Source organism: Burkholderia sp. MSh2, from assembly GCF_000731655.1.
Taxonomy (GTDB): Bacteria; Pseudomonadota; Gammaproteobacteria; order Burkholderiales; family Burkholderiaceae; genus Burkholderia; species Burkholderia paludis.
In genome coordinates this window covers 1-20,671 of sequence record NZ_JPGM01000054.1, presented here as the reverse complement: position 1 = coordinate 20,671, position 20,671 = coordinate 1, and the positions used below count along the sequence as shown (strand labels likewise).

20 protein-coding genes and 1 tRNA gene are annotated in these 20,671 nt (G+C 64.8%); 4 read left to right on the top strand and 17 right to left on the bottom strand.

The genetic code is table 11. The features are described 5' to 3' along the window. Nucleotides 1-41 precede the first annotated feature (41 nt). On the bottom strand, nucleotides 42-755 hold the full coding sequence (locus GQ57_RS28250) for a class I SAM-dependent methyltransferase (protein ID WP_034199621.1): 714 nt from the start codon (nucleotides 753-755) through the stop codon (nucleotides 42-44). A gap of 408 nt (nucleotides 756-1,163) precedes the next feature. Here GQ57_RS28250 and GQ57_RS28245 point away from each other — a divergent pair, with 408 nt between their 5' ends. Both GQ57_RS28245 and GQ57_RS28240 read left to right on the top strand, forming a co-directional pair. Further along, entirely contained in the window at nucleotides 1,164-1,964 is an 801-nt protein-coding gene (locus GQ57_RS28245; protein WP_268810890.1) for a tyrosine-protein phosphatase, read from the top strand. Nucleotides 1,965-2,311: 347 nt separating this feature from the next. Next, nucleotides 2,312-4,522 carry a hypothetical protein gene (locus tag GQ57_RS28240; protein ID WP_034199638.1) on the top strand — a complete coding sequence of 737 codons (2,211 nt, stop codon included), beginning with the start codon at nucleotides 2,312-2,314 and terminating at the stop codon, nucleotides 4,520-4,522. Between the two features lie 71 nt (nucleotides 4,523-4,593). Here the strand turns inward: GQ57_RS28240 and GQ57_RS28235 are convergent, their stop codons facing one another. From GQ57_RS28235 to GQ57_RS28170, 14 genes are all read right to left on the bottom strand, one after another. Continuing rightward, nucleotides 4,594-5,007 carry a MerR family transcriptional regulator gene (locus GQ57_RS28235; protein ID WP_031402192.1) on the bottom strand — a complete coding sequence of 138 codons (414 nt, stop codon included), beginning with the start codon at nucleotides 5,005-5,007 and terminating at the stop codon, nucleotides 4,594-4,596. Between the two features lie 61 nt (nucleotides 5,008-5,068). Then, the gene (locus GQ57_RS28230) at nucleotides 5,069-5,455 is read right to left on the bottom strand and encodes an integration host factor subunit alpha (protein ID WP_006486093.1); all 387 of its coding nucleotides are present in this window, start codon (nucleotides 5,453-5,455) and stop codon (nucleotides 5,069-5,071) included. A gap of 72 nt (nucleotides 5,456-5,527) precedes the next feature. Further along, a complete protein-coding gene (pheT, locus tag GQ57_RS28225; RefSeq protein WP_034199619.1) occupies nucleotides 5,528-7,957 on the bottom strand; it encodes a phenylalanine--tRNA ligase subunit beta in 2,430 nt (809 codons plus the stop codon). A gap of 95 nt (nucleotides 7,958-8,052) precedes the next feature. Next, nucleotides 8,053-9,066, bottom strand: a complete 1,014-nt coding sequence (pheS, locus tag GQ57_RS28220; protein WP_031402190.1) for a phenylalanine--tRNA ligase subunit alpha — start codon at nucleotides 9,064-9,066, stop codon at nucleotides 8,053-8,055. Between the two features lie 149 nt (nucleotides 9,067-9,215). Continuing rightward, the gene (gene rplT / locus GQ57_RS28215) at nucleotides 9,216-9,575 is read right to left on the bottom strand and encodes a 50S ribosomal protein L20 (protein ID WP_031402189.1); all 360 of its coding nucleotides are present in this window, start codon (nucleotides 9,573-9,575) and stop codon (nucleotides 9,216-9,218) included. A gap of 30 nt (nucleotides 9,576-9,605) precedes the next feature. Beyond that, on the bottom strand, nucleotides 9,606-9,803 hold the full coding sequence (gene rpmI, locus GQ57_RS28210; protein ID WP_004191477.1) for a 50S ribosomal protein L35: 198 nt from the start codon (nucleotides 9,801-9,803) through the stop codon (nucleotides 9,606-9,608). Between the two features lie 189 nt (nucleotides 9,804-9,992). Beyond that, complete coding sequence (gene infC / locus GQ57_RS28205) at nucleotides 9,993-10,517, bottom strand: translation initiation factor IF-3 (RefSeq protein ID WP_071734130.1); 525 nt, start codon at nucleotides 10,515-10,517, stop codon at nucleotides 9,993-9,995. Between the two features lie 49 nt (nucleotides 10,518-10,566). Continuing rightward, complete coding sequence (thrS, locus tag GQ57_RS28200; protein ID WP_034199618.1) at nucleotides 10,567-12,474, bottom strand: threonine--tRNA ligase; 1,908 nt, start codon at nucleotides 12,472-12,474, stop codon at nucleotides 10,567-10,569. Nucleotides 12,475-12,743: 269 nt separating this feature from the next. Next, nucleotides 12,744-12,820: transfer RNA gene (locus GQ57_RS28195), tRNA-Val, on the bottom strand. 85 nt (nucleotides 12,821-12,905) lie between these two features. Next, nucleotides 12,906-15,137, bottom strand: a complete 2,232-nt coding sequence (locus GQ57_RS28190) for a RelA/SpoT family protein (protein ID WP_034199617.1) — start codon at nucleotides 15,135-15,137, stop codon at nucleotides 12,906-12,908. Nucleotides 15,138-15,181: 44 nt separating this feature from the next. Continuing rightward, entirely contained in the window at nucleotides 15,182-15,535 is a 354-nt protein-coding gene (locus GQ57_RS28185; protein ID WP_014897238.1) for a RidA family protein, read from the bottom strand. A gap of 79 nt (nucleotides 15,536-15,614) precedes the next feature. Then, on the bottom strand, nucleotides 15,615-16,511 hold the full coding sequence (locus tag GQ57_RS28180) for an alpha/beta fold hydrolase (protein WP_031402186.1): 897 nt from the start codon (nucleotides 16,509-16,511) through the stop codon (nucleotides 15,615-15,617). Between the two features lie 361 nt (nucleotides 16,512-16,872). Then, entirely contained in the window at nucleotides 16,873-17,514 is a 642-nt protein-coding gene (locus GQ57_RS28175; protein WP_031402185.1) for a CoA transferase subunit B, read from the bottom strand. A 1-nt stretch (nucleotide 17,515) separates the two neighbouring features. Further along, nucleotides 17,516-18,220 (bottom strand): CoA transferase subunit A, encoded by a 705-nt coding sequence (locus GQ57_RS28170; protein ID WP_031402184.1) that lies wholly within the window; start codon nucleotides 18,218-18,220, stop codon nucleotides 17,516-17,518. Between the two features lie 222 nt (nucleotides 18,221-18,442). On the opposite strand from GQ57_RS28170, the gene GQ57_RS28165 reads away from it, so the two are divergent. Continuing rightward, nucleotides 18,443-18,988 (top strand): LuxR C-terminal-related transcriptional regulator, encoded by a 546-nt coding sequence (locus GQ57_RS28165; RefSeq protein WP_031402183.1) that lies wholly within the window; start codon nucleotides 18,443-18,445, stop codon nucleotides 18,986-18,988. 85 nt (nucleotides 18,989-19,073) lie between these two features. On the opposite strand, the gene GQ57_RS28160 is transcribed toward GQ57_RS28165, so the two are convergent. After that, a complete protein-coding gene (locus GQ57_RS28160) occupies nucleotides 19,074-19,514 on the bottom strand; it encodes an acyl-CoA thioesterase (RefSeq protein WP_031402182.1) in 441 nt (146 codons plus the stop codon). Between the two features lie 32 nt (nucleotides 19,515-19,546). Continuing rightward, nucleotides 19,547-20,329: an SDR family oxidoreductase gene (locus tag GQ57_RS28155; RefSeq protein WP_031402181.1), complete on the bottom strand. Its 783-nt coding sequence runs from the start codon at nucleotides 20,327-20,329 to the stop codon at nucleotides 19,547-19,549. A 178-nt stretch (nucleotides 20,330-20,507) separates the two neighbouring features. Between GQ57_RS28155 and GQ57_RS42155 the strand changes: the two genes are divergently transcribed. Beyond that, a partial coding sequence (locus GQ57_RS42155) for an FAD-dependent oxidoreductase (RefSeq protein ID WP_152603370.1) occupies nucleotides 20,508-20,671 on the top strand: 164 nt, incomplete at its 3' end.

Genomic DNA, 20,671 nt, shown 5'->3' with positions numbered 1-20,671 from the left:
ACGGCACCGTTGCAAGCGGCGGCATGCGTACCGCCCCGCGCTCACCGCTTGCGCGCGACACAGATGATCGTCAGGCCTGCGGCGCGGTTGAACCGGAACATCGGCAGTTCGACCCGACAGATCGTCTTGAGCAAACCGTTGACGAACGGATGGTGCCGCCGCAATTGCGACACCGGCTCGCGCGGATGCCGGCGAGCCCGTTCACCCAGCCGCAATGCAGCCGCAAGCGGAAACGTGAGGCCGAAGTAATAGGCGCCGCGTTCGACGTCGAGCCCTGCGCGGCGAACCACCGCCTCGAGACCGCCGAGCGTATATCGGCGCTTGTGCTCGAGAAAATCGTCATGGCCGCTCCAGAGAAACTGGAACGCGGGCACCGTGATCAGAAACCGGCTGCCCGAAGGCGCGCCCGCCACATACTGCGCCAGCAGCCCGACGTCGTCGTCGACGTGCTCGAGCACGTCCATCAGCAACACGAGATCGGCGTCGAACCGTTCAACGGAACGCCGGAAATGGATCGGCTTGCCCGCCGCCTCGCCATCGGTATCGTCGGCGTAGCTCGTATCGACGCACCACGCTTCCGACGCCCGCGTGCGCTCGAGCAAATGTTTCGAAAAGAAGCCCGAGCCCGCACCGACGTCGAGTATGCGGCTCGCACCCGCCGCGCCCAGGAACCGGCGAATCGCGCTCGCCTTCGACGCGTAGTACCAGTGATCGCCTACCCCCGCACCCAATACGTCGACTTCCTTCAGATCCATGACGCTTCCCCGTGATGGCGATTCTGCTTTGATCGGGACAGCCACCTGTACCGATCTTACCGCGCCGCCGCCGCTCCTACTCATCGGCCATGCGCCGCCGGCACCGGCAACCCGCATTCCGCCCTGATCGAAAGGGACGATGGCCGCATTGCCGCAAATCGCTACCGTGCGGGTACCCGGCCCGAGAACGACGCGTCCGGGCGAACCGTTCGACTGAACGTCGACCGATGGAGCGCCCCGGCCTTGCCGCATCGCGCATGACACCGAGGGGGGGTTCGGTCGCTACCGCAGTCGCGACATCTTGCAGCCGTCTCCGGCGAAGGGCATCGAATGCATCGGAAATATGAAATCTCCCGTCGACATTTTCTCCGGCCGGGCGCCGGAACGATAGGCGCGGCGCTGGGAAGCGTGCCGCTTCTGTCGGCGTGCGGAGGCGACACGATCGCGGTCGCACCGGTCACGACACCGCGGCTGAACTCGGCATCGAACTTTCGCGACACGGCCGGACCCGACGGAACCGGCTATACGATGACCGGCAGCGCGAGGATGAGGAAAAGCGTGCTCTATCGGTCGTCGGCGCTCGCGCTGTCGGCCGACGATTTCGCCGCCGTCGGCACGCTCGGCATCAAGCAGGTCTGCGACCTGCGCACACCCGCCGAAATCAAGACCCAGCCGGACACACCGCTGCCCGGCGCGACCTGGCAAAACCTCAACGTGCTCGGCGCCGCCAGTATCGATCCGATCCCGACCACCGGCCCGACCGCAACCGCGTTCATGCTGAACATGTACCGCGCGTTCGTCGCATCGGACAACGCGTGTGCCGGCTATCACGCACGCCTCACCGGCTTCGCCGCCTCGGACGGAAACCTGGTTTTCCACTGTACGGCCGGCAAGGACCGCACCGGCTGGGCGACCGTCATTCTGCACACGATCCTCAGCCTCTCCCCGCAGACGATACTCGCCGACTACCTGCTGACCAACACCTATAGCTCAGCGACAATTGGCGCCTCGGTCGCCCAGGCGCAGAAAGCCGGCGGACAAAACGCCACAGACATGATGACCGCGCTGCAAGGCGCGCGTGCCGACTATCTGCAGGCGGCATTCGATCAGGTGACTGCATCGTACGGCTCGATGACGTCGTACATCGCGAACGGCCTGCAACTCGACCTCGCGACGCTGAACGTCATCCGGCAGCGAATGCTGGTCTGATCGGCGGCGGGCGGCCACGACGAGGCGGAAACGCCCCCGCCCCGGTTCGGGCCGGCCGCCGCGTCGCGAACCCGGCGAAACCCGCATCGGCCAAGCCCGGCAGCGCGCTTGTCCCGCCGCCGTAGAAGCCCTCCCCGCCCACCGCCCCCACGAACCAAACGACCGTTTGATCCGGCGGCCCGATCACCCCGAATCCGTTGCCCCGCAGCCCGCCGGCGCGTCCGGCCCGGGCGCTCGTTGTTTGGTAACGCGGCTCTAGCGCGCTATGACACACTGCTGCGCATCGACGCTCGCGCCGTGCCGCGGTGCGCGCCGCCGTCGATCACGACAAGACATGGAGACAGACGATGCGGAATGCGGTCCGGCGCGGCCATCGCTCGCCTTTGGCAATTCTCGACTGGATGTCCGGCCTGCGTCGCGCGGCCGCTCCGGTTTCGCACGGGACATCCCGCGCGCTCGGGTGCGGCGCGCTGGCACTCGCACTGCTCTGCACCGGTTGCGCGGAATCGTCGGCGCAGCGTGACGGCGGCACGTCGGCCGCATCGACGAAGATCGAGCGAACCAAAGCCGAACGCCTCGCCCGCGAGCAGCAGATCGCGCGCACCGTGCCGTCGCTCGCATCGATCAATCTCACGCAACCGCGCCCGTTCACGCTGCGCGACTCGGGCCAGAACGGCGCGATGACATTCCTGCGCGACGTCGATTTCCGCATCGTCAACAATCTCGGCTTCTTCATCCATCGATTGTCGGCGACGCTCGTGCCGTCGCAGGCCGGCGCGCCGATCGTGTTCGACGATCCGACGAGCTTCGAGATCGACGTGCATGAAGGCACGGTCACGCTCGACAACGCGAAGCTGACGGCCCTCTTCAATACCTACATCTTCGGCTACCGCAACGCCCCGCTGCGCAAGCTCGCCGTGTCGGCCGGCGACGGCGTGATTCACCTGCAGGGCGAGATGCAGCGCGACGGCTGGGTGCCGTTCTCGCTGACCGGCACCCTCGCGATCCGCGACGGCAGCCAGCTCGTGTTCCATCCGACCGGCGTGCGCGTATCGGGCATCAACGCACAGCCGGTGATGCGCGCGGCCAACGTGAAGATGGCCGACCTGCTGAAGGTGCAGACGCCGATCGCGCAGCTCGCCGGCGACGATCTCGTGATGGCGGTCGACAAGCTGATGCCGCCGCCGCGCCTGAAGCTCACGATCACCGCGCTGCGCGTGAGCCCGGCCGGCCTCGACCTGACGCTCGACGACGGGACGCATGCGGGCTTCGCGATGCCCGCGAACGCGCCGCAGCGAGCGATGTACATACGCGGCGGCGACGTGAAGTTCATGCGCTCGATGCCGATGAACGCGGACATCCTGATCGGCCCGGTCGATCCGGCGAAGCGCGACCAGACTTTCGTGTTCGACCTGTATCACTATCGCGACCAGGTGTCGGCCGGGTACTTCAATTTCGACGAAAACGGCGCGATGGCCATCCGGATGCCTTCGTATGCCGGCCCGGCCAGCGGCGCCCTGCTCGGCAACGCGGCCGCGCGCCTGAACGACAGCTTTCTTGCCGCGCAGCAGAGCACGCTGCGCGACGTGCGACAGCACTGGGAAGCCTACGCACTCGCAGCGGACACCGCGCGACCGGGCATGCAGAAGGTCGCGATGCGACGCTCGTCGACGACGCCGTTCAACGAACGGCACGTGTCGAACCGCAACCCGACGATCCACTTGCGCAACGTCGATTTCAACCTGTCGGGCGACATCGGCTTCCATGTCGAGGACCTCGACGTCGAACTCGTGTCCAGGCGGCCCGGCGAACCCGTCGATCTCGACGATCCGAACCAGTACGACATTCGCATCCTGGGCGGCACGGTCGTCGAATCGTGGAAGGCGATGTCCGCGCTCTTCAACAACTATCTGCTCGACTACTCGCCGCGTTCGCTGAACAACCTGCAACTGAGCGCGGACGGCACGGACCTGCGCGTCCAGGGCGGCATCAAGCTGTGGAACCACGTGCCCGGCGTCTGGCTGCCGACCGACATGAAGGGCTCGCTCTCCGTGCTCGACGACCGGCACCTCGCGTTCAAGCCTTCGCAGGTGTCGGTGCTCGGCGTTCCGCAGGCCAAGCTGCTGCGCTCGCTCGGCATCGAACTCGCTTCGCTGACGCCGTTGCAGCGTCGCGGCGCGGCGCTGCGCGGCGACACGCTCGTGCTCGACCAGTACACCGTGTTCCCGCCGCCGGTGCTGGACGGCAAGCTGGGACAGGCAACGGTCGAACGCGACGGGCTGCGCCTCACGTTCCGGCGTGTGGCCGGCGCACCCGCGCCACAGCGGCCGCAGATCGATGCGTCGAGCTACATGTGGATGGAAGGCGGCGACATGAAGATGTTCAACGTGCTCGAACTGAACGTACGCGCGCTGATCCGGAATTCGGCCGAAGCCGGCCCGATGCGTTTCGACCTGTACGGCTACCGGAGCCAGGTCGCGCAAGGCTCGGTGCGGATGCTGCCGGACGGCACGCTGGTCGTCGACATGGGGCAGAAGAATCCGCTCGCCTCGCGTTGACGACGTGTGCCCCCCATGAAAAAAGCCCGGTGACGTGTCGCCAACCGGGCTTGTCCTTTCATCCTTCTCGCTCAATCGTGCTTCAATCCGTCGATCACGTCGAGCAGCGCCTGCCGCAATGCAATGACGTCGACGGTTGCGCCCGGCTTGACCGGCGCCCGCGCGTCGGCGGCGTGCACCTCCGGTTCGGCGGGCGCCACCGGAGCCCGCTCGCCGCCCGGCGAATCGAGCCGGTTGCGTGCACCGTTGATCGTGAAGCCCTGCTCGTACAGCAATTCGCGAATCCGCCGGATCAGCAGCACTTCGTGATGCTGGTAATACCGGCGATTGCCGCGCCGCTTCACCGGCCGCAACTGGGTAAATTCCTGTTCCCAATAACGCAGCACATGCGGCTTGACCCCGCACAGTTCGCTGACTTCACCGATCGTGAAGTAGCGCTTCGCGGGAATCGGAGGCAAGACGACTTTCTCAACCGTGGTGGTCATCGTCGGTTAACCGTCGGTAAAGGGTGCGCGGCGGCCGCGCGGGACGTCAGTGCGCGGCGATTTACTCCGCGCCGTTTTCGACCAGCGCCTTCAGCTTCTGGCTCGCGTGGAAGGTTACCACCCGGCGAGCCGCGATCGGAATCGCCTCGCCCGTCTTCGGATTGCGGCCCGGACGCTGCGGCTTGTCGCGCAACTGGAAATTGCCGAATCCCGACAACTTGACGCTTTCGCCGTTCTCGAGCGCGTCGCGGATCACTTCGAAAAATGCCTCGACCATGTCCTTCGCTTCACGCTTGTTCAGCCCGACGCTGTCGAACAGCAGCTCCGCCAGCTCCGCCTTCGTGAGCGTGGGCGTCTCGGTGGACGCCGGCGCCGAAGCGTCGCGGTTCATGGCGCTGCGTTGCGCCGTCAGGAGGGCTTCGAATTCACTCGAGGTCATGTCGTTCATATCTGCCATACAGCGCGTTAAATCAAAACTTACGATCGGAGCAAGCCGCCCGCGTGCGGGCGGCCCCTCTCCTTAGCCGCGCAGGCGCGCACCGGCACGAGCCATCCGCTCGACCAGCGTCTGGATCGCCTGATCGACGACCTCGTCCTGTAACGTGCCAGCCGCGTCCTGCAGCGTCACGCGGAAGGCAAGGCTCTTCTCGTGCGCGGCAAGACCACCGGAAGTATTTGATTTTGCACGAAATTCGTCGAAGAGTACAACCTTCTGAACGAATCGGCAGGCCTCTTCGGCAAGCGCCTTCTTCATTTCGTCGAAAAGTGCCTGAACCTCGACCGCCTGATCGACGACAACGGCGATATCGCGACGGACCGGCGGGAATTTCGACACGTCGGACGGCGCGGGCAGCGCACGGGCCATCAACGCGTCCGTGTCGATTTCGAACATCACGGGCGCATGCGGCAGCTCGTACTTCTGCATCAGGCGCGGGTGCAGTTCGCCGATCCAGCCGACCGCGCGGCCGTCGACCTCGATGCGCGCGCTGCGGCCCGGATGAAGGGCCGGATGTTCCGCCTTCACGAAGCGTGCGGACGCAGGGGCAAGCAGCGCCTCGAGATCGCCCTTCACGTCGAAGAAATCGACCGGACGGGTCGCCACGCCCCATTGCTCATCGACCGCGGGGCCGTACGCCAGCGCGCCGACACGCTTCGGCTGCGCATGACCTTCGACCGCCAGTTCGCCGGCCTTAACCGACGGATCGGCGAGGAACACGCGGCCCGATTCGAACACGCGAACACGATCGGCGCGGCGATTCAGGTTATGGCGCAGCACGGCAACCAGGCTCCCGAACAGCGTCGTACGCATGACCGAAAGCTGGCTCGCGATCGGGTTCAACAGCCGGATCGGGTTGTCGTTGCCCGCGAAATCGCGCTCCCACTCCGCATCGACGAAGCTGAAGTTGACGGTTTCCGCGTAGTCGCGCGCGGCGAGCGCATGACGGATGTCGTGGATCGAGCGCCGCGTCTCGTCGGTCGCACGCATTTCGCTCGTCGCGACCGGCGGGCGGGCCGGAATCTTCTCGAAACCGTAAATCCGCGCCACTTCCTCGATCAGGTCTTCCTCGATCTCGATATCGAAGCGGTGCGACGGCGGCGTGACGAGGAACGCATCGTCCTCACGCTCGAACGGCAGGCCGAGGCGCGTGAAGATGCTGGCGATCTCGTCGGCGCCGATCTGCACGCCGATGATGCGGTTCGCGCGCGACACGCGCATCTTCACCGGCGCCCGCTGCGGCAGGTTCACGGACTGATCGTCGACCGGGCCGGCCTTGCCGCCGCAAATCTCGAGAATCAGTTGCGTGATGCGCTCGACGTGCTCGACGGTCGTCGCGTAATCGACGCCGCGCTCGAAGCGGTGCGCCGCATCGGTCGAGAAGTTGTACTTGCGCGCACGGCCGCGGATGCTGTCCGGCCACCAGAACGCGGCTTCGAGGTAGATATGGGTCGTGTCGAGCGTGACGGCGGTGCTGTCGCCGCCCATGATGCCGGCCAGGCTTTCGACCTGCGCGTCGTCCGAAATCACGCCGACCGTTTCGTCGAGCTCGACCGTGTTGCCGTTGAGCAGCTTCAGCGATTCGCCACGCTTGCCCCAGCGCACCTCGATACCGCCGTGGATCTTGTCGAGATCGAACACGTGCGACGGGCGGCCGAGTTCGAACATCACGTAGTTCGAGATATCGACGAGTGCCGACACGCTGCGCTGGCCCGAACGCTCGAGGCGCTCGACCATCCACTGCGGGGTCTTCGCACGCGCGTTCACGCCGCGGATCACACGGCCCGAGAAACGGCCGCACAGATCGGGCGCCGCGATGCGCACCGGCAGCGTTTCCTCGAGCTCGACGCGCACCGGGCGGATGTCGACCGGCGTCAGCGGCGCGCCGGTGATCGCGGCCGTCTCGCGCGCGATGCCGAATACGGACAGGCAGTCGGCCTTGTTCGGCGTCAGCTTGACTTCGAAGATCGTGTCGTCGAGATTGAGCGTCTCGCGAATATCCTGGCCGACCGGCGTGTCGTCCGGCAGGATCAGCAGGCCGCTGTGGTCTTCCGACAGCTTCAGCTCGCGCGCCGAGCACAGCATCCCCTGGCTCTCGACGCCGCGCAGCTTCGACAGCTTGATCGCGAACGGCTTGCCGCCTTCTTCCGCCGGCGGCAACTCCGCGCCGACCAGCGCGACCGGCACCTTGATGCCGGGCGCGACGTTCGGTGCGCCGCAGACGATATTCAACGTCGCGCCGGTGCCGGCGTCGACCTGGCAGACATTGAGCTTGTCCGCATCCGGATGCTTGACGACTTCGAGCACGCGGCCGACGACGATCTTCGACGTCGGCGGCGCAGCCTTGCTCAGCGATTCGACTTCGAGCCCCGCCATCGTCAGCGCATGCGACAGTTCGTCGGTCGTCAGCTGCGGGTCGACAAAGGTTCTCAACCAGGATTCAGGGAATTGCATGGATGTCTACGTTCGAAACAGGTTAGATCGACGCCCGGGCCCCATCGGATCGTCCGTCAGGGCATGCGCGGGCACAGGTCGGCGCGGCGGCGGCGTTATGCGAACTGGCGCAGGAACCGCAGGTCGTTCTCGAAGAACAGCCGGAGATCCTGGACGCCGTAGCGCAGCATCGTCAGGCGCTCGAGGCCGCTGCCGAACGCGAAGCCGATATAGCGTTCGGGATCGAGGCCCATGTTGCGAATCACGGTCGGATGCACCTGCCCCGAACCGGAGATCTCGAGCCACTTGCCGGCGTTCTTGCCTTGCTCGAACATCATGTCGATCTCGGCCGACGGTTCCGTGAACGGGAAATACGACGGACGGAAGCGCACGAGGATATCGTCGCGCTCGAAGAATTTTTTCAGGAAGTCGGTATAGACGCCCTTGAGGTCGGCAAAGCTGATGTTCTCGTCGATCCACAGCCCCTCGACCTGATTGAACATCGGCGAGTGGGTTGCATCGCTGTCGACGCGATACGTGCGGCCCGGCGCGATCACCTTGATCGGCGGGCGGTTCATGCGCGCGTAACGCACCTGCATCGGGCTCGTGTGCGTGCGCAGCAGCAGCTGGCGGCCGTCGGCGTCCTTGCCTTCAACGTAGAAGGTGTCCTGCATCGAACGCGCCGGATGGTTCTCCGGGCTGTTCAGCGACGTGAAGTTGTACCAGTCGGTCTCGATTTCGGGACCGTCGGCCACGTCGAAGCCGATCGAGCGGAAAATCTGTTCGACGCGCTCCCACGTGCGCATCACGGGGTGCAGGCTGCCTGCACCGGCACCGCGGCCCGGCAGCGTCACGTCGATCGCCTCGGCGGCGAGGCGCTGGTTCAGCAGCGCATCGGCCAGTGCCTGGCGACGCGCGGTCAGCGCGGCTTCAACCTGCTGCTTCGCGACGTTGATGCGTGCGCCTTCGGTCTTGCGTGCTTCGGGATCGAGCTTGCCGAGGCCCTTGAGCAACTCGGTCAGCGCACCCGACTTGCCGAGAAATCGTGCTTTCTCGTTTTCGAGCGTGGTGATGTCGGCAGCCTGTTCGAAGGACTGCTGCGCGTCGGCGACAATCTGGTCCAGATCCATAGATCCCATCATTTCCAACGTCATTCGGTCTTGGCGAGCGAAACTACCTCACCAAACAAAAAAGGGGCTCGGAAGAGCCCCGTTTTCGCTGCAGCGGCCGAAACTACCGGAACGTCGCTGCAACTCACCACGCAGTGCTAATTTCTCAATTAGCCTGCAACGGCGGCTTTCACCTGCTTGACGATCGCAGCAAAAGCAGCCTTGTCGAACACCGCCATGTCGGCCAGCACCTTACGGTCGAGTTCGATCGACGCCTTCTTCAGGCCGTTGATGAACACGCTGTAGGTCATGTCGTGCTGGCGAACTGCCGCGTTGATACGCGTGATCCACAGTGCGCGGAACACACGCTTCTTGTTGCGGCGATCGCGGTACGCGTACTGACCAGCGCGCATCACCGCCTGCTTGGCGATGCGGTAGACGTTATTGCGGCGGCCGCGATAACCCTTGGCCAGGTTGATGATCTTCTTGTGGCGGGCCCGTGCGGTTACCCCACGTTTGACTCGAGGCATGTTTCTCTCCTTGGAGTATCGATTGAGGGGTTACGCGAACGGGAGCATCGCGCGGACGGAGTTCAGATCGGAATCATGAACTGCCGTGGCGCCGCGCAGATGGCGCTTGTTCTTCGTGGTTTTCTTGGTCAGGATGTGACGCTTGAAGGCTTGACCGCGCTTGACGGTACCGCCCGGACGCACCACGAAGCGCTTTGCAGCGCTCTTCTTGGTCTTCATCTTAGGCATGACGAACAACTCCAGTTTATTAGATGGCGATGGGTGTGCGGTTGGCTTGCGCCCTTGACCCGCCCTTCGAAACCCAGTCCACTTGTGTACGGCGAACCGCTTGCGCAGCCGCCGTTGCTGGCGCGCCGCCCTGACCGGGCAACGCGCCGAACCACTGCCAAACCCGCGCGCACGGCGCGCCGGCCCGGTTTACTTCTTTTTCTTCGGCGAGAGCACCATGATCATCTGGCGCCCTTCCATCTTCGGCATCTGCTCGACCTGGCCGACTTCCTCGAGATCCGTGCGCAGACGCTCGAGCATCCGCATACCGATTTCCTGGTGAGCCATTTCGCGGCCGCGGAAACGCAACGTGATCTTCGTCTTGTCGCCCTCTTCGAGGAAGCGCACGAGATTGCGGAGCTTGACGTTGTAATCCCCGTCATCGGTACCCGGGCGGAACTTGACTTCCTTGACCTGGATGACCTTCTGCTTCAGCTTCGCTTCGTGCTGCTTCTTCGATTCCTGGTACTTGAACTTGCCGTAATCCATCAGACGGCAAACCGGGGGAACCGCTTGCGGCGCGATTTCCACCAGGTCAACATCCAGTTCTTCCGATTTACGGAAAGCATCAGCGAGTTTTACGATACCGAGCGGTTCGTTCTCGATCCCGACCAGACGCACTTCCGGCGCAGTGATTTCACCGTTGATGCGATGCGACGACTTATCAGTAGCGATGTTACGTTTCCTCTAAAAATTAAAAAAACGAGCCGCGCTGCCAGGGCGGTTACTTGAACGAGCGCAGGTCTTCCTGCAGACGCTCAACGAAGGCTTCGACCGGCATCACGCCAAGATCGACGCCGCCACGGGCACGCACGGCTACCGTTTGCGCATCACGCTCCTTATCGCCCACGACGAGGAGATAAGGCACCTTTTCCAGCGTGTGCTCGCGTATTTTATAGCTAATCTTCTCGTTGCGCAAATCTGCCTCCACCCTAACCCCTTGTTTTTGCAACGATTGGGCCAGAGATTGCGCATATTCGGCCTGACTTTCGGCAATATTGAGCACAACTGCCTGGAACGGCGCGAGCCAGGCGGGCATTGCACCAGCGTGGTGCTCGATCAAAATGCCGAGGAAACGCTCCATCGAACCGACGATCGCACGGTGCAACATCACCGGCCGGCGGCGGCTGCTGTCGTCCGCCACATACTCGGCGCCGAGGCGCTCCGGCAGCACCATGTCGAGCTGCAGCGTGCCGCACTGCCACGAACGGCCGAGCGCATCCTTGATGTGGTACTCGATCTTCGGGCCGTAGAACGCGCCCTCACCCGGCAATTCTTCCCACGTCAGGCCGCAGGCGGTCAGCGCGTCGCGCAGGCCCTGCTCGGCGCGATCCCACGTCTCGTCCGTGCCCGCACGCTGCTCCGGGCGCAGCGACAACTTGATGTCGATGTGATCGAAACCGAAGTCCTTGTACACGCTCATGGCCAGCGTGTTGAACGCGATCGATTCCGAGATGAACTGATCTTCCGTACAGAAGATGTGCGCATCGTCCTGCACGAAGCCGCGCACGCGCATCAGGCCATGCAGCGCACCCGACGCCTCGTTGCGGTGGCACGAGCCGAATTCCGCGTAACGCAGCGGCAGGTCGCGATACGAGCGCAGGCCGTGCTTGAACACCTGGACGTGACCCGGGCAGTTCATCGGCTTGATCGCGTAGTCGCGCTTTTCCGACTCCGTCGTGAACATGTTCTCGCGATAGTTCTGCCAGTGGCCCGACGCCTCCCACAGCGAGCGGTCCATGATCATCGGCGTCTTGATCTCGAGGTAGCCGGCTTCGTTCACGCGGCGGCGCATGTACTGCTCGACCTGCTGCCACAACGCCCAGCCCTTCGGATGCCAGAACACCATGCCCGGCGACTCTTCCTGCATGTGGAACAGGTCGAGCTGCTTGCCGAGCTTGCGGTGGTCGCGCTTTTCCGCTTCCTCGAGCATGTGCAGGTACTGATCCTGGTCTTCCTTCTTCGTCCAGGCCGTGCCGTAGATGCGCTGCAGCTGCTCGTTCTTCGAATCGCCGCGCCAGTACGCGCCCGCGACCTTCATCAACTTGAAAACCTTCAGCTTGCCCGTCGACGGGACGTGCGGGCCGCGGCACAGATCGGTGAAGCCGCCGTGCGAATACAGCTTGATTTCGTCGCTTTGCGGAATCGACTCGATGATCTCGGCCTTGTACTTCTCGCCGATGCTACGGAAGTAACCGGCCGCCTCGTCGCGCGACACGACACGGCGCGTCACGGGCTCGTCCTTCTTCACGAGCTCCTGCATACGCTTTTCGATCTTTTCCAGATCTTCCGGCGTAAACGGCCGGTTGTACGAGAAGTCGTAATAGAAGCCGTTGTCGATCACCGGGCCGATCGTCACCTGCGCATCCGGATACAGTTCCTTCACCGCGTACGCGAGCAAGTGCGCCGTCGAATGGCGGATGATGTCGAGGCCGTCGGCGTCCTTGTCGGTGACGATCGCGAGCGACGCGTCGCGGTCGATCACGGCCGAGGTATCGACGAGCTCGCCATCGAGCTTGCCGCCAAGCGCAGCCTTCGCAAGGCCGGGACCGATCGAGGCCGCAACCTCGGCAACTGTCACCGGATGCTCGTATTGTCGAACTGAGCCGTCAGGCAAGCGTATCGAAACCATAGCAATCTCCGTGATGCCGACAGTGGGCGGCAGACCAGATACGCGACGAAAACCATCGCGCGAAATTTTGGAACAAAAAAAATGCGGCCCCGCTTTCGAGGGGCCGCATTCGATACTTCACTCAAACTGAAAGGGCGAAAGGGTTCCTCGACTAGCGTCGCTCCGAAAAAGTTTCGGTCAACGTTCGCGGTGTCATAACCGTATTCGCCTTGTTCGCGTTGAGTTATTTACTGCATCGAACACCCGGAGACCGGGCATTCTCAATTCGTTGGTAGGCTCGATTGGACTCGAACCAACGACCCCCACCATGTCAAGGTGGTGCTCTAACCAGCTGAGCTACGAGCCTAGAGAAGCTGAAATTATATGGAGCGATTACCCGTTTGGCAAGCGTTTTTATGCGGTCGCAGCAAAAAAGCTGGAATTCGACCCCATCACGCCTTCCGCCCGGCCCGCACGACGCCCTGCACCTCGCCGAGCAGCGCGCATGCGCGCTGCACCTGCGCCGAATTCGACACCTCGACGGTAAACTGCATGAACGCCGCATTGCGTCGGCTCTGCGTCTTCACCCCCACCACATTCATCTTCTCGCGCGCGAACACTTCCGAGATGTCGCGCAGCAACCCTTGCCGGTCGCTGGCCTCGATCATCAGGTCGACCGGATAGACGGACGCGCCACGGCCGCCCAGCACATCGGCCGACCAGGTCGTCTGCAGCACGCGCTCCGGCGCGCGCTCGACCATCCGGCGAAACGTCGGGCAATCGGTGCGGTGGATCGACATCCCCTTGCCGCGCGTGACGAAACCGCTGATCGGATCGGGCGGCGCCGGGCGGCAGCAGCGCGCGAGCTGGGTCAGCAGCGCGTCGACACCCACCACCAGCACGCCGGTCGACGCGCCGTGCGCGACGCTCGCGCCGCTGCTGCGCTTCTCGAAATCGGCGGGCGCCTCGGGCGCCGGCTCGGGCGGCGGCGCATCGGACAGCGCGTGCTCGACATTGCGCAGGCTGAATTCTTCCTTGCCGACCACCGAGAACAACTCCTCGGGCGACTTGAAGCCGAGCTTCGCAGCGAGGTTGTCGAGACTGACCGACGTCTTGCCTTCGCGCTGCAGCGTCTTTTCGACGAGCGCGCGGCCGTGCGCGATGTTCTCTTCCTGCTCGATCCCGTTGAACCACGCCCGCACTTTCTGCCGCGCGCGCGGGCTTTTCATGTAGCCGAGCTGCAGGTTCAGCCAGTCGCGCGACGGCCCGCCCTCCTTCACCGCGACGATCTCGACCGTCTGGCCGTTTGCGAGCGGCGTATTGAGCGGCACCATCGCGCCGTCGACACGCGCGCCGCGGCAGCGGTGGCCCAACTCGCTGTGCAGGTGGTACGCGAAATCGACCGGCGTCGCGCCCTGCGGCAACGCGATCACGCGCGCCTGCGGCGTCAGCACATAGATGTGGTCGTCGTCGAGCGACGTCTCGCGTAGTTGCGCCCACGCCTTGTCGCCCGACTTTTCCGCGCCGTCCTCGATGTCGTCCTTCCACGCCAGCAACTGACGGAGCCACGCGATCTTCTCGTCGTACTTGTCGCTCGCCGAGAACTGGCCGCCGTAGCCGCGCGCGCCGGCCTCCTTGTAGCGCCAGTGCGCCGCAACGCCGTATTCGGCGAAACGATGCATCTCCTGCGTGCGGATCTGCACCTCGAACGCGCGGCCGTCGTCGCCGATCACGACCGTGTGCAGCGACTTGTAGCCGTTCGGCTTGGGGCGCGAGATGTAGTCGTCGAATTCCTTCGGCACCGGCTGCCACAGGTGATGCACGATGCCGAGCACCGCGTAGCAATCCTTGATGTCCGGCACGATCACGCGAAACGCACGCACGTCGTACAGCTCGGAGAAGTCGAGCTCCTTGCCGCGCATCTTGCGCCAGATGCTGTAGATGTGCTTCGGCCGGCCGCTCACGTCGGCCTGGATGTTCGCCTCCGCCAGCTCGCGCTGCAGCCGCTCGATCGCCTGCGTGACATACGCCTCGCGCTCGATGCGCTTCTCGTCGAGCAGCTTCGCGATCCGTTTGTAGGTGACCGGATCCTCGAAGCGGAACGCGAGATCCTCGAGCTCCCATTTCAGTTGCCAGATACCGAGACGGTTCGCGAGCGGCGCGTAGATGTCGAGCGTCTCGCGCGCGACGTCGGGCGGCGGATCGATCTTCGCGGCCGCGTAGTAGCGCAGCGATTGCAGACGCGACGCGAGCCGGATCAGCACTACGCGGATGTCCTGCGCGAACGCGAGCAGCATCTTGCGCAGCGCCTCGATCTGCGTACGCCGCTCTTCCGCCGCGTCGCGCCCCGCTTCGGGCACCGCGCTCGCGACACGCAGGCTGACGGTGCCGAGCCGCAACAGCTTGCGCACGTCCGACACGAGCCGCGCCACTTCGTCGCCGAAACGCTCGGTGAGCTCGCGCTCCGGGTCGCTCAGATGCGGCGTCAGCACGAACAGCGCGGCCGCCTGCATCGCGGACGGATCGACGTTCAGCGTGCGCATGATCGACGCCGTGCCCGCCGAGTGATCGGCAAGCAATTCGCCCGACGACAGGCGCGCGTCACCCGCCCGTTCGCGCACGAACGCGAGCACGTCGTCGAACGACGGCGCCGCGACGGGGGAAGCGGAAACGGATTCGGTCATGGCTAGGCCTGGCGAAATGCGGTCATCTTCGGATTACGCCCGGTTCAGCTCCGCTGCGCGGCAACGACCACGATCTCGACGAGCAACGCGGGATCCGCGAGCTTCGCCTCGACGGTGGCGCGCGGCGGCGTGTTGCCCTGCGCGACCCATGCGTCCCACTCCGCATTCATGCCTTCGAAGTTCGCCAGATCCGAGATGTAGATCTGCACCGACAGCAGATGCGCCTTGTCGCTGTTCGCTTCGGCGAGCAGGCGGTCGATGTGGCCGAGCACTTCGCGCGTCTGGCCCTTGATGTCCTGCGTGGTGTCTTCGGCGATCTGGCCGGCCAGATACACGGTACCGTTGTGGATCGCGGTTTCGGAGAGACGCGCCCCGACGTGGTGACGAATGACTGCCATGGAATGTTCCGGTCGTGAGTGGGTAGGAATCGGGCGGCGACGCGGCCCGCGTGCCGCCGAACCGCATATTATGACGCGTTTATGCGCTGCCTTCGACGAAAAACCGCCGCGCGAGCGCAATCTGGCTGGCGTCGACGAATGCCGGCGCATGGCCCACTCCCGGAATCTCGGCCTCTGCCACATGCCGGCCGCGACGCATCATGTCGGCCACCGTTTCGCGCGACAGCAGGTCGGATATCTCGCCGCGCACGACGAGCAGCGACGCGTCCGTCGTCTCGACGGCGCGCCACAGCGCGGCCTCGCCGAGCGCGGCCAGCTCGGGCGTCGTCGCCTTGAACGGCTCGGCGATGCGCGGATCGTAGCGCATCGTCCAGCCGCCGTCGGGCAGTTCGCGCAGCAGCGGCCCGTTGATCTCGCGCCACTCGTCGCCGGTCAGCGCGCCGAACGGCAGCGACAGCGACGTCAGGTAGTCGATCCCCTCCTGCTCGGTCGCAAAGCGCGGCTGCACGCCGAGATATTCGCCGATACGCGTCAGCGAATCGGGTTCGATGCGCGGACCGACGTCGTTGACGATCATCCGGCGCAGCGGCGAACCCGGCAGCCCCGCGAACGCCATGCCGATCAGGCCGCCCATCGACGTGCCGAACCAGTCGACCGACTCGACGTCGAGCCGCGCGATCAGCGTCACGATGTCGGCCACGTATTGCGGAATCGCGTAGAGCCGCGGATCGGCCAGCCAGTCCGACCGGCCGCGCCCGACGACATCGGGGCACACGACGCGATACGTATCGGACAGCGCGGCGGCGAGCCGGTCGAAATCGCGCCCGGAACGGGTCAGGCCATGCACGCACACTAGGACGCGCGAATTGGCTGGATCGCCCCATTCGGTATACGCCATGTTGTGAAGACCGACGGCGCTGGCACATTGCACATGCCGCTGGCGGGGAGTCGGGGAATTCAGGGAAGAAGTGGGCATCGGAGGCATCCTGTCGACGGTACTGTGCGGCGCGATGGCATGCGTGGGCCCGGCCCGCCAGAGCCAAGCAGCCGGGGGATGCGATCGATTGTAAACCCGTTCCGGATCACGGGTCGCTTTGCCGCCGTCGCTGGCTATCGCTCGTGCGCGCATCCGCCCGAGATCGCGCGCCCTGTCGGAGCCGGTGCCGCATTCGGACGGCCAGCGGTCCGGGCAGCGCCCGGATCGACCGCACGCCGCGCGCGGCGAACGCACCGGCCAGGACAGCCGGGGGTTCCGCCATGCACGTACGACCGGGGCAACGTATACGCAAACGCCCCGCATGCCGGCAGGCATGCGGGGCGAACCGGAACGCAAAAACTCAGGCGACCGCGCTGACGTCGAGCGGCGCGCCGGTCTTCGTCTGGATCTCGTCGACGCTCACGCCGTCGGCGAGTTCGAGAACCTTCAGGCCGGACGACGTCACTTCGATTACGCCGAGATCGGTAATGATCAGGTCGACCACGCCGACTCCCGTCAGCGGCAGATTGCACTCGTCGAGGATCTTGTGCTGATCGCCCTTCGCGACGTGCTCCATCAGCACGACGACGCGCTTCACGCCGGCGACGAGGTCCATCGCGCCGCCCATGCCCTTGATCATCTTGCCCGGGATCATCCAGTTCGCGAGGTCGCCCTGCTTGCTGACCTGCATCGCGCCGAGGATCGCGAGGTTGATGTGGCCGCCGCGGATCATCGCGAACGAATCGGCCGACGAGAAGATCGACGAACCCGGCAGCGTCGTGACGGTCTGCTTGCCGGCGTTGATGAGATCGGCGTCGACTTCGTCTTCGGTCGGCGACGGGCCGATGCCGAGCAGGCCGTTCTCCGACTGCAGCCACACCTCGACGCCTTCCGGCACGTGGTTCGCGACGAGCGTCGGCAGGCCGATGCCGAGGTTCACGTAGAAGCCGTCCTGCAGTTCCTTCGCCGCGCGCGCGGCCATCTGGTCACGATTCCAGGCCATGTCAGTCTCCTTTCGCGCGTACGACGCGTTGTTCGATGCGTTTTTCGGGCGTCGCATTCAGCACGATGCGCTGCACGAAGATTCCCGGCGTATGGATGTGGTCCGGATCGAGCTCGCCGTTCTCGACGATCTCCTCGACCTCCGCGACGGTGATCTTGCCGGCCATCGCGCACATCGGGTTGAAGTTGCGCGCCGTGCGGCGATAGATCAGGTTGCCCGACTTGTCGGCCTTCCAGGCCTTCACGAGTGCGACGTCGGCCGTCAGCGACGGCTCGAGCACGTAGTGCCGGTCGCCGAACTGGCGCGTTTCCTTGCCTTCCGCGATCACGGTGCCGTAGCCCGTGTTCGTGAAGAACGCGGGGATGCCCGCGCCGCCCGCGCGCAGCTTTTCGGCCAGCGTGCCCTGCGGCGTGAATTCGAGCTCGAGTTCGCCGGCCAGGTACTGGCGCTCGAACTCCTTGTTCTCGCCGACGTACGACGAGATCATCTTCTTGATCTGGCGCGTTTCCAGCAGCAGGCCGAGGCCGAAGCCGTCGACGCCCGCATTGTTGCTGATGCAGGTGAGGCCCTTGACCGCCGAATCGCGCAACGCCGCGATCAGCGCTTCGGGAATCCCGCACAGGCCGAAGCCGCCCACCGCGAAGGTCTGCCCGTCGCGGACGATCCCTTCCAGCGCGGCAGCCGCGCCGGGATAGACTTTGTTCATCAGTTGTCCCTTCCTCTATGGAAACCAGCAAAACCGGTTCACGCGCCCGTGTGGCCCGCAAGCCCGCCGCATCATTCTATGCATGCGCGGCAATGCCTGCGTCGAGGCGCGCTTTTTTATGTCGCGGCACATCGCCGCGAGATGCCTGAAAGGGTACGATGCAGCGCCGATACGGCACAATACGCAAAAATACATAAGCGTTTGCCACTGCCTGCCCGCGCCATGCCCGCTCTCGACTACCAGACTGCCTTCCATCTCGCGCCGCTCGGCCTCGTCATGTCGCGCGACCGCGTGATCGAGGATTGCAACGACGCGCTCGCATCGATCTTCCGGTGCGCGCGGGCCGACCTGATCGGACAGTCGTACGCGGTGCTCTACCCGTCGACGGACGAATTCCAGCGCATCGGCGAGCGCATCTCGCGCGTGATGGCGGCGAACGGCGTCTACTCGGATGACAGGATCATGAAGCGGGCGGACGGCGAGCTGTTCTGGTGCCATGTGACGGGCCGCGCGCTCGACCGCAACGCCCCGCTCTCGGCCGGCGTGTGGACCTTCGAGGATTTGAGCGCGACGCGCCGGGTTGCCGTCGAGCTGACCCCGCGCGAGCGCGAGATCGCCGCCCAGCTCGCGACCGGCAAGACCAGCAAGCAGATCGGCCGTGTGCTGGACATCAGCTCCCGCACGGTCGACATCTACCGCGCGCGACTGATGCGCAAATACGGGACGAACAATACGCCGGAGCTGCTGCAACGCCTGCTCGGGCAGTGAACGGGCCGCCCGCGGCGGCCCCCTATGACGATCGGCCGCGCGAGGCGGCCGATTCGGGCGGCGACGGGCATCGCGGCCTCGACGTTCAGCCGATCCTGGTCGCGAGCGCGCGCTCGATCGTGTCGCGCAGCAACTGCGGCATTTCCACCGACTTGCCGAGCGCATAGTCGACCCACACGCAGCGCGCCTTGCCGCGCGCATAGACGTGCTGCGGATCGTCCGCGCGCGTGAGCTCGAAACCGGTGTCGAAGCTGCTCCGGCCGGGCTTGGCAGCCGACATCCTCGCGATCACGTCGCCCGGATAGTGCAGTTGCTTGAGGAATTCCATCGATGCCGTGACGATGACGGGCCCCTGCCCTTCGCCGTTGCCGCCGGCGATGCCGAGTTCCTCGAACCACGAGATCCGCGCCTGTTCCATGTAGCGGAAATAGACCGTGTTGTTCACGTGGCCGAATGCGTCCATGTCACCCCAGCGGATGGGCATCGACATCTCGAATACGAGGGAGTAATCGCTTGTTGCGCTCATTGCAGTCTTCTTCGTTGCTGAATGTCATCCACTCAGGCGAGGCCGAAGCCGTCGTCGGCGGAGATAATCGAGCCGTTGATGAACTGCGACTCGTCGGCCGCGAGCAGCAACAACAGCCCGTCGAGATCCTGCGGCTTGCCGACGCGCCGGCGCGGCAGCATCGACTGCAGCTTCTGGCCCTGCTCGGTTTCCCACAGGTAATGGTTGATTTCGGTATCGATATACCCCGGACAGATCGCGTTGACGTTGATCCCGTGGCGCCCCCACTCCAGCGCCATCGCACGCGTCATCTGCACGACCGCCGCCTTGCTCATCGCGTACAGGCCGATCTGCGGAAACACCCGCAGCCCCGCCACCGACGCGATGTTGATGATCCGGCACGGCGGCTTGCCGCTGCCGCTTCCGTTCGCGCGCATGATCATCCGCTTCGCGACTTCCTGGGCGACGAAAAATGCGCCGCGCGTATTGGTGTCGAACACGAACTCGAAATCGGCCGGCGTGACATCGACCAGCTTCTGCATCGTCGAAACGCCCGAATTGTTCACGAGGATGTCGATCGTGCCGGCTTCCGTCTCCGCATGCGCAACCGCCGCCTTGATGCTCTGGACGTCGGTGACGTCGAGCGATACGACGTGCGCGGCGCCGCCCGCCGCCTCGATCTCCGCGCGCAGCTCCTTCAGGCGCTCGACGCGGCGGCTGGCGAGCACGACCTTCGCACCGGCCTGCGACAGCACCTGCGCAAAACGCTGCCCGAGGCCGCTCGACGCGCCCGTGACCAACGCAACCTTGCCTTCCAGATTGATCGACCGACCCATTTGTCCTTCCCCTTTCAATGTCGTTTCGCCGCCACGGGCAGCATGACCCGAGCGGCACTACCCTAGCACATAAATAGAACGATCGTGCTAATCTGCCCGCGTGCTGTTGCGGCAAGCGTTTCGTTTCGCAGACAATACGCTCCCGAATAAAAGCATTCTAACGGTTAGAGGAACGCCAATGACCCCCGCAAACCTCATCGAGCAATACGGCCCGCGCGAATCGATGGAATACGACGTCGTGATCGTCGGCGGCGGCCCAGCCGGGCTGTCGGCGGCGATCCGGCTCAAGCAGCTGGCCGCCGAGAAAGGCGCCGAGATCGGCGTGTGCGTGCTCGAGAAGGG

Bases quoted from the DNA above. Each gene is read 5' to 3' on its own strand.
- GQ57_RS28250 (WP_034199621.1), bottom strand. From the start codon at position 755: ATGGATCTGAAGGAAGTCGACGTATTGGGTGCGGGGGTAGGCGATCAC.
- GQ57_RS28240 (WP_034199638.1), top strand. From the start codon at position 2,312: ATGCGGAATGCGGTCCGGCGCGGCCATCGCTCGCCTTTGGCAATTCTC.
- GQ57_RS28235 (WP_031402192.1), bottom strand. From the start codon at position 5,007: ATGACCACCACGGTTGAGAAAGTCGTCTTGCCTCCGATTCCCGCGAAG.
- GQ57_RS28230 (WP_006486093.1), bottom strand. From the start codon at position 5,455: ATGAACGACATGACCTCGAGTGAATTCGAAGCCCTCCTGACGGCGCAA.
- pheT (WP_034199619.1), bottom strand. From the start codon at position 7,957: ATGCAATTCCCTGAATCCTGGTTGAGAACCTTTGTCGACCCGCAGCTG.
- pheS (WP_031402190.1), bottom strand. From the start codon at position 9,066: ATGGATCTGGACCAGATTGTCGCCGACGCGCAGCAGTCCTTCGAACAG.
- rplT (WP_031402189.1), bottom strand. From the start codon at position 9,575: ATGCCTCGAGTCAAACGTGGGGTAACCGCACGGGCCCGCCACAAGAAG.
- rpmI (WP_004191477.1), bottom strand. From the start codon at position 9,803: ATGCCTAAGATGAAGACCAAGAAGAGCGCTGCAAAGCGCTTCGTGGTG.
- thrS (WP_034199618.1), bottom strand. From the start codon at position 12,474: ATGGTTTCGATACGCTTGCCTGACGGCTCAGTTCGACAATACGAGCAT.
- GQ57_RS28190 (WP_034199617.1), bottom strand. From the start codon at position 15,137: ATGACCGAATCCGTTTCCGCTTCCCCCGTCGCGGCGCCGTCGTTCGAC.
- GQ57_RS28185 (WP_014897238.1), bottom strand. From the start codon at position 15,535: ATGGCAGTCATTCGTCACCACGTCGGGGCGCGTCTCTCCGAAACCGCG.
- GQ57_RS28180 (WP_031402186.1), bottom strand. From the start codon at position 16,511: ATGCCCACTTCTTCCCTGAATTCCCCGACTCCCCGCCAGCGGCATGTG.
- GQ57_RS28175 (WP_031402185.1), bottom strand. From the start codon at position 17,514: ATGGCCTGGAATCGTGACCAGATGGCCGCGCGCGCGGCGAAGGAACTG.
- GQ57_RS28170 (WP_031402184.1), bottom strand. From the start codon at position 18,220: ATGAACAAAGTCTATCCCGGCGCGGCTGCCGCGCTGGAAGGGATCGTC.
- GQ57_RS28165 (WP_031402183.1), top strand. From the start codon at position 18,443: ATGCCCGCTCTCGACTACCAGACTGCCTTCCATCTCGCGCCGCTCGGC.
- GQ57_RS28160 (WP_031402182.1), bottom strand. From the start codon at position 19,514: ATGAGCGCAACAAGCGATTACTCCCTCGTATTCGAGATGTCGATGCCC.
- GQ57_RS28155 (WP_031402181.1), bottom strand. From the start codon at position 20,329: ATGGGTCGGTCGATCAATCTGGAAGGCAAGGTTGCGTTGGTCACGGGC.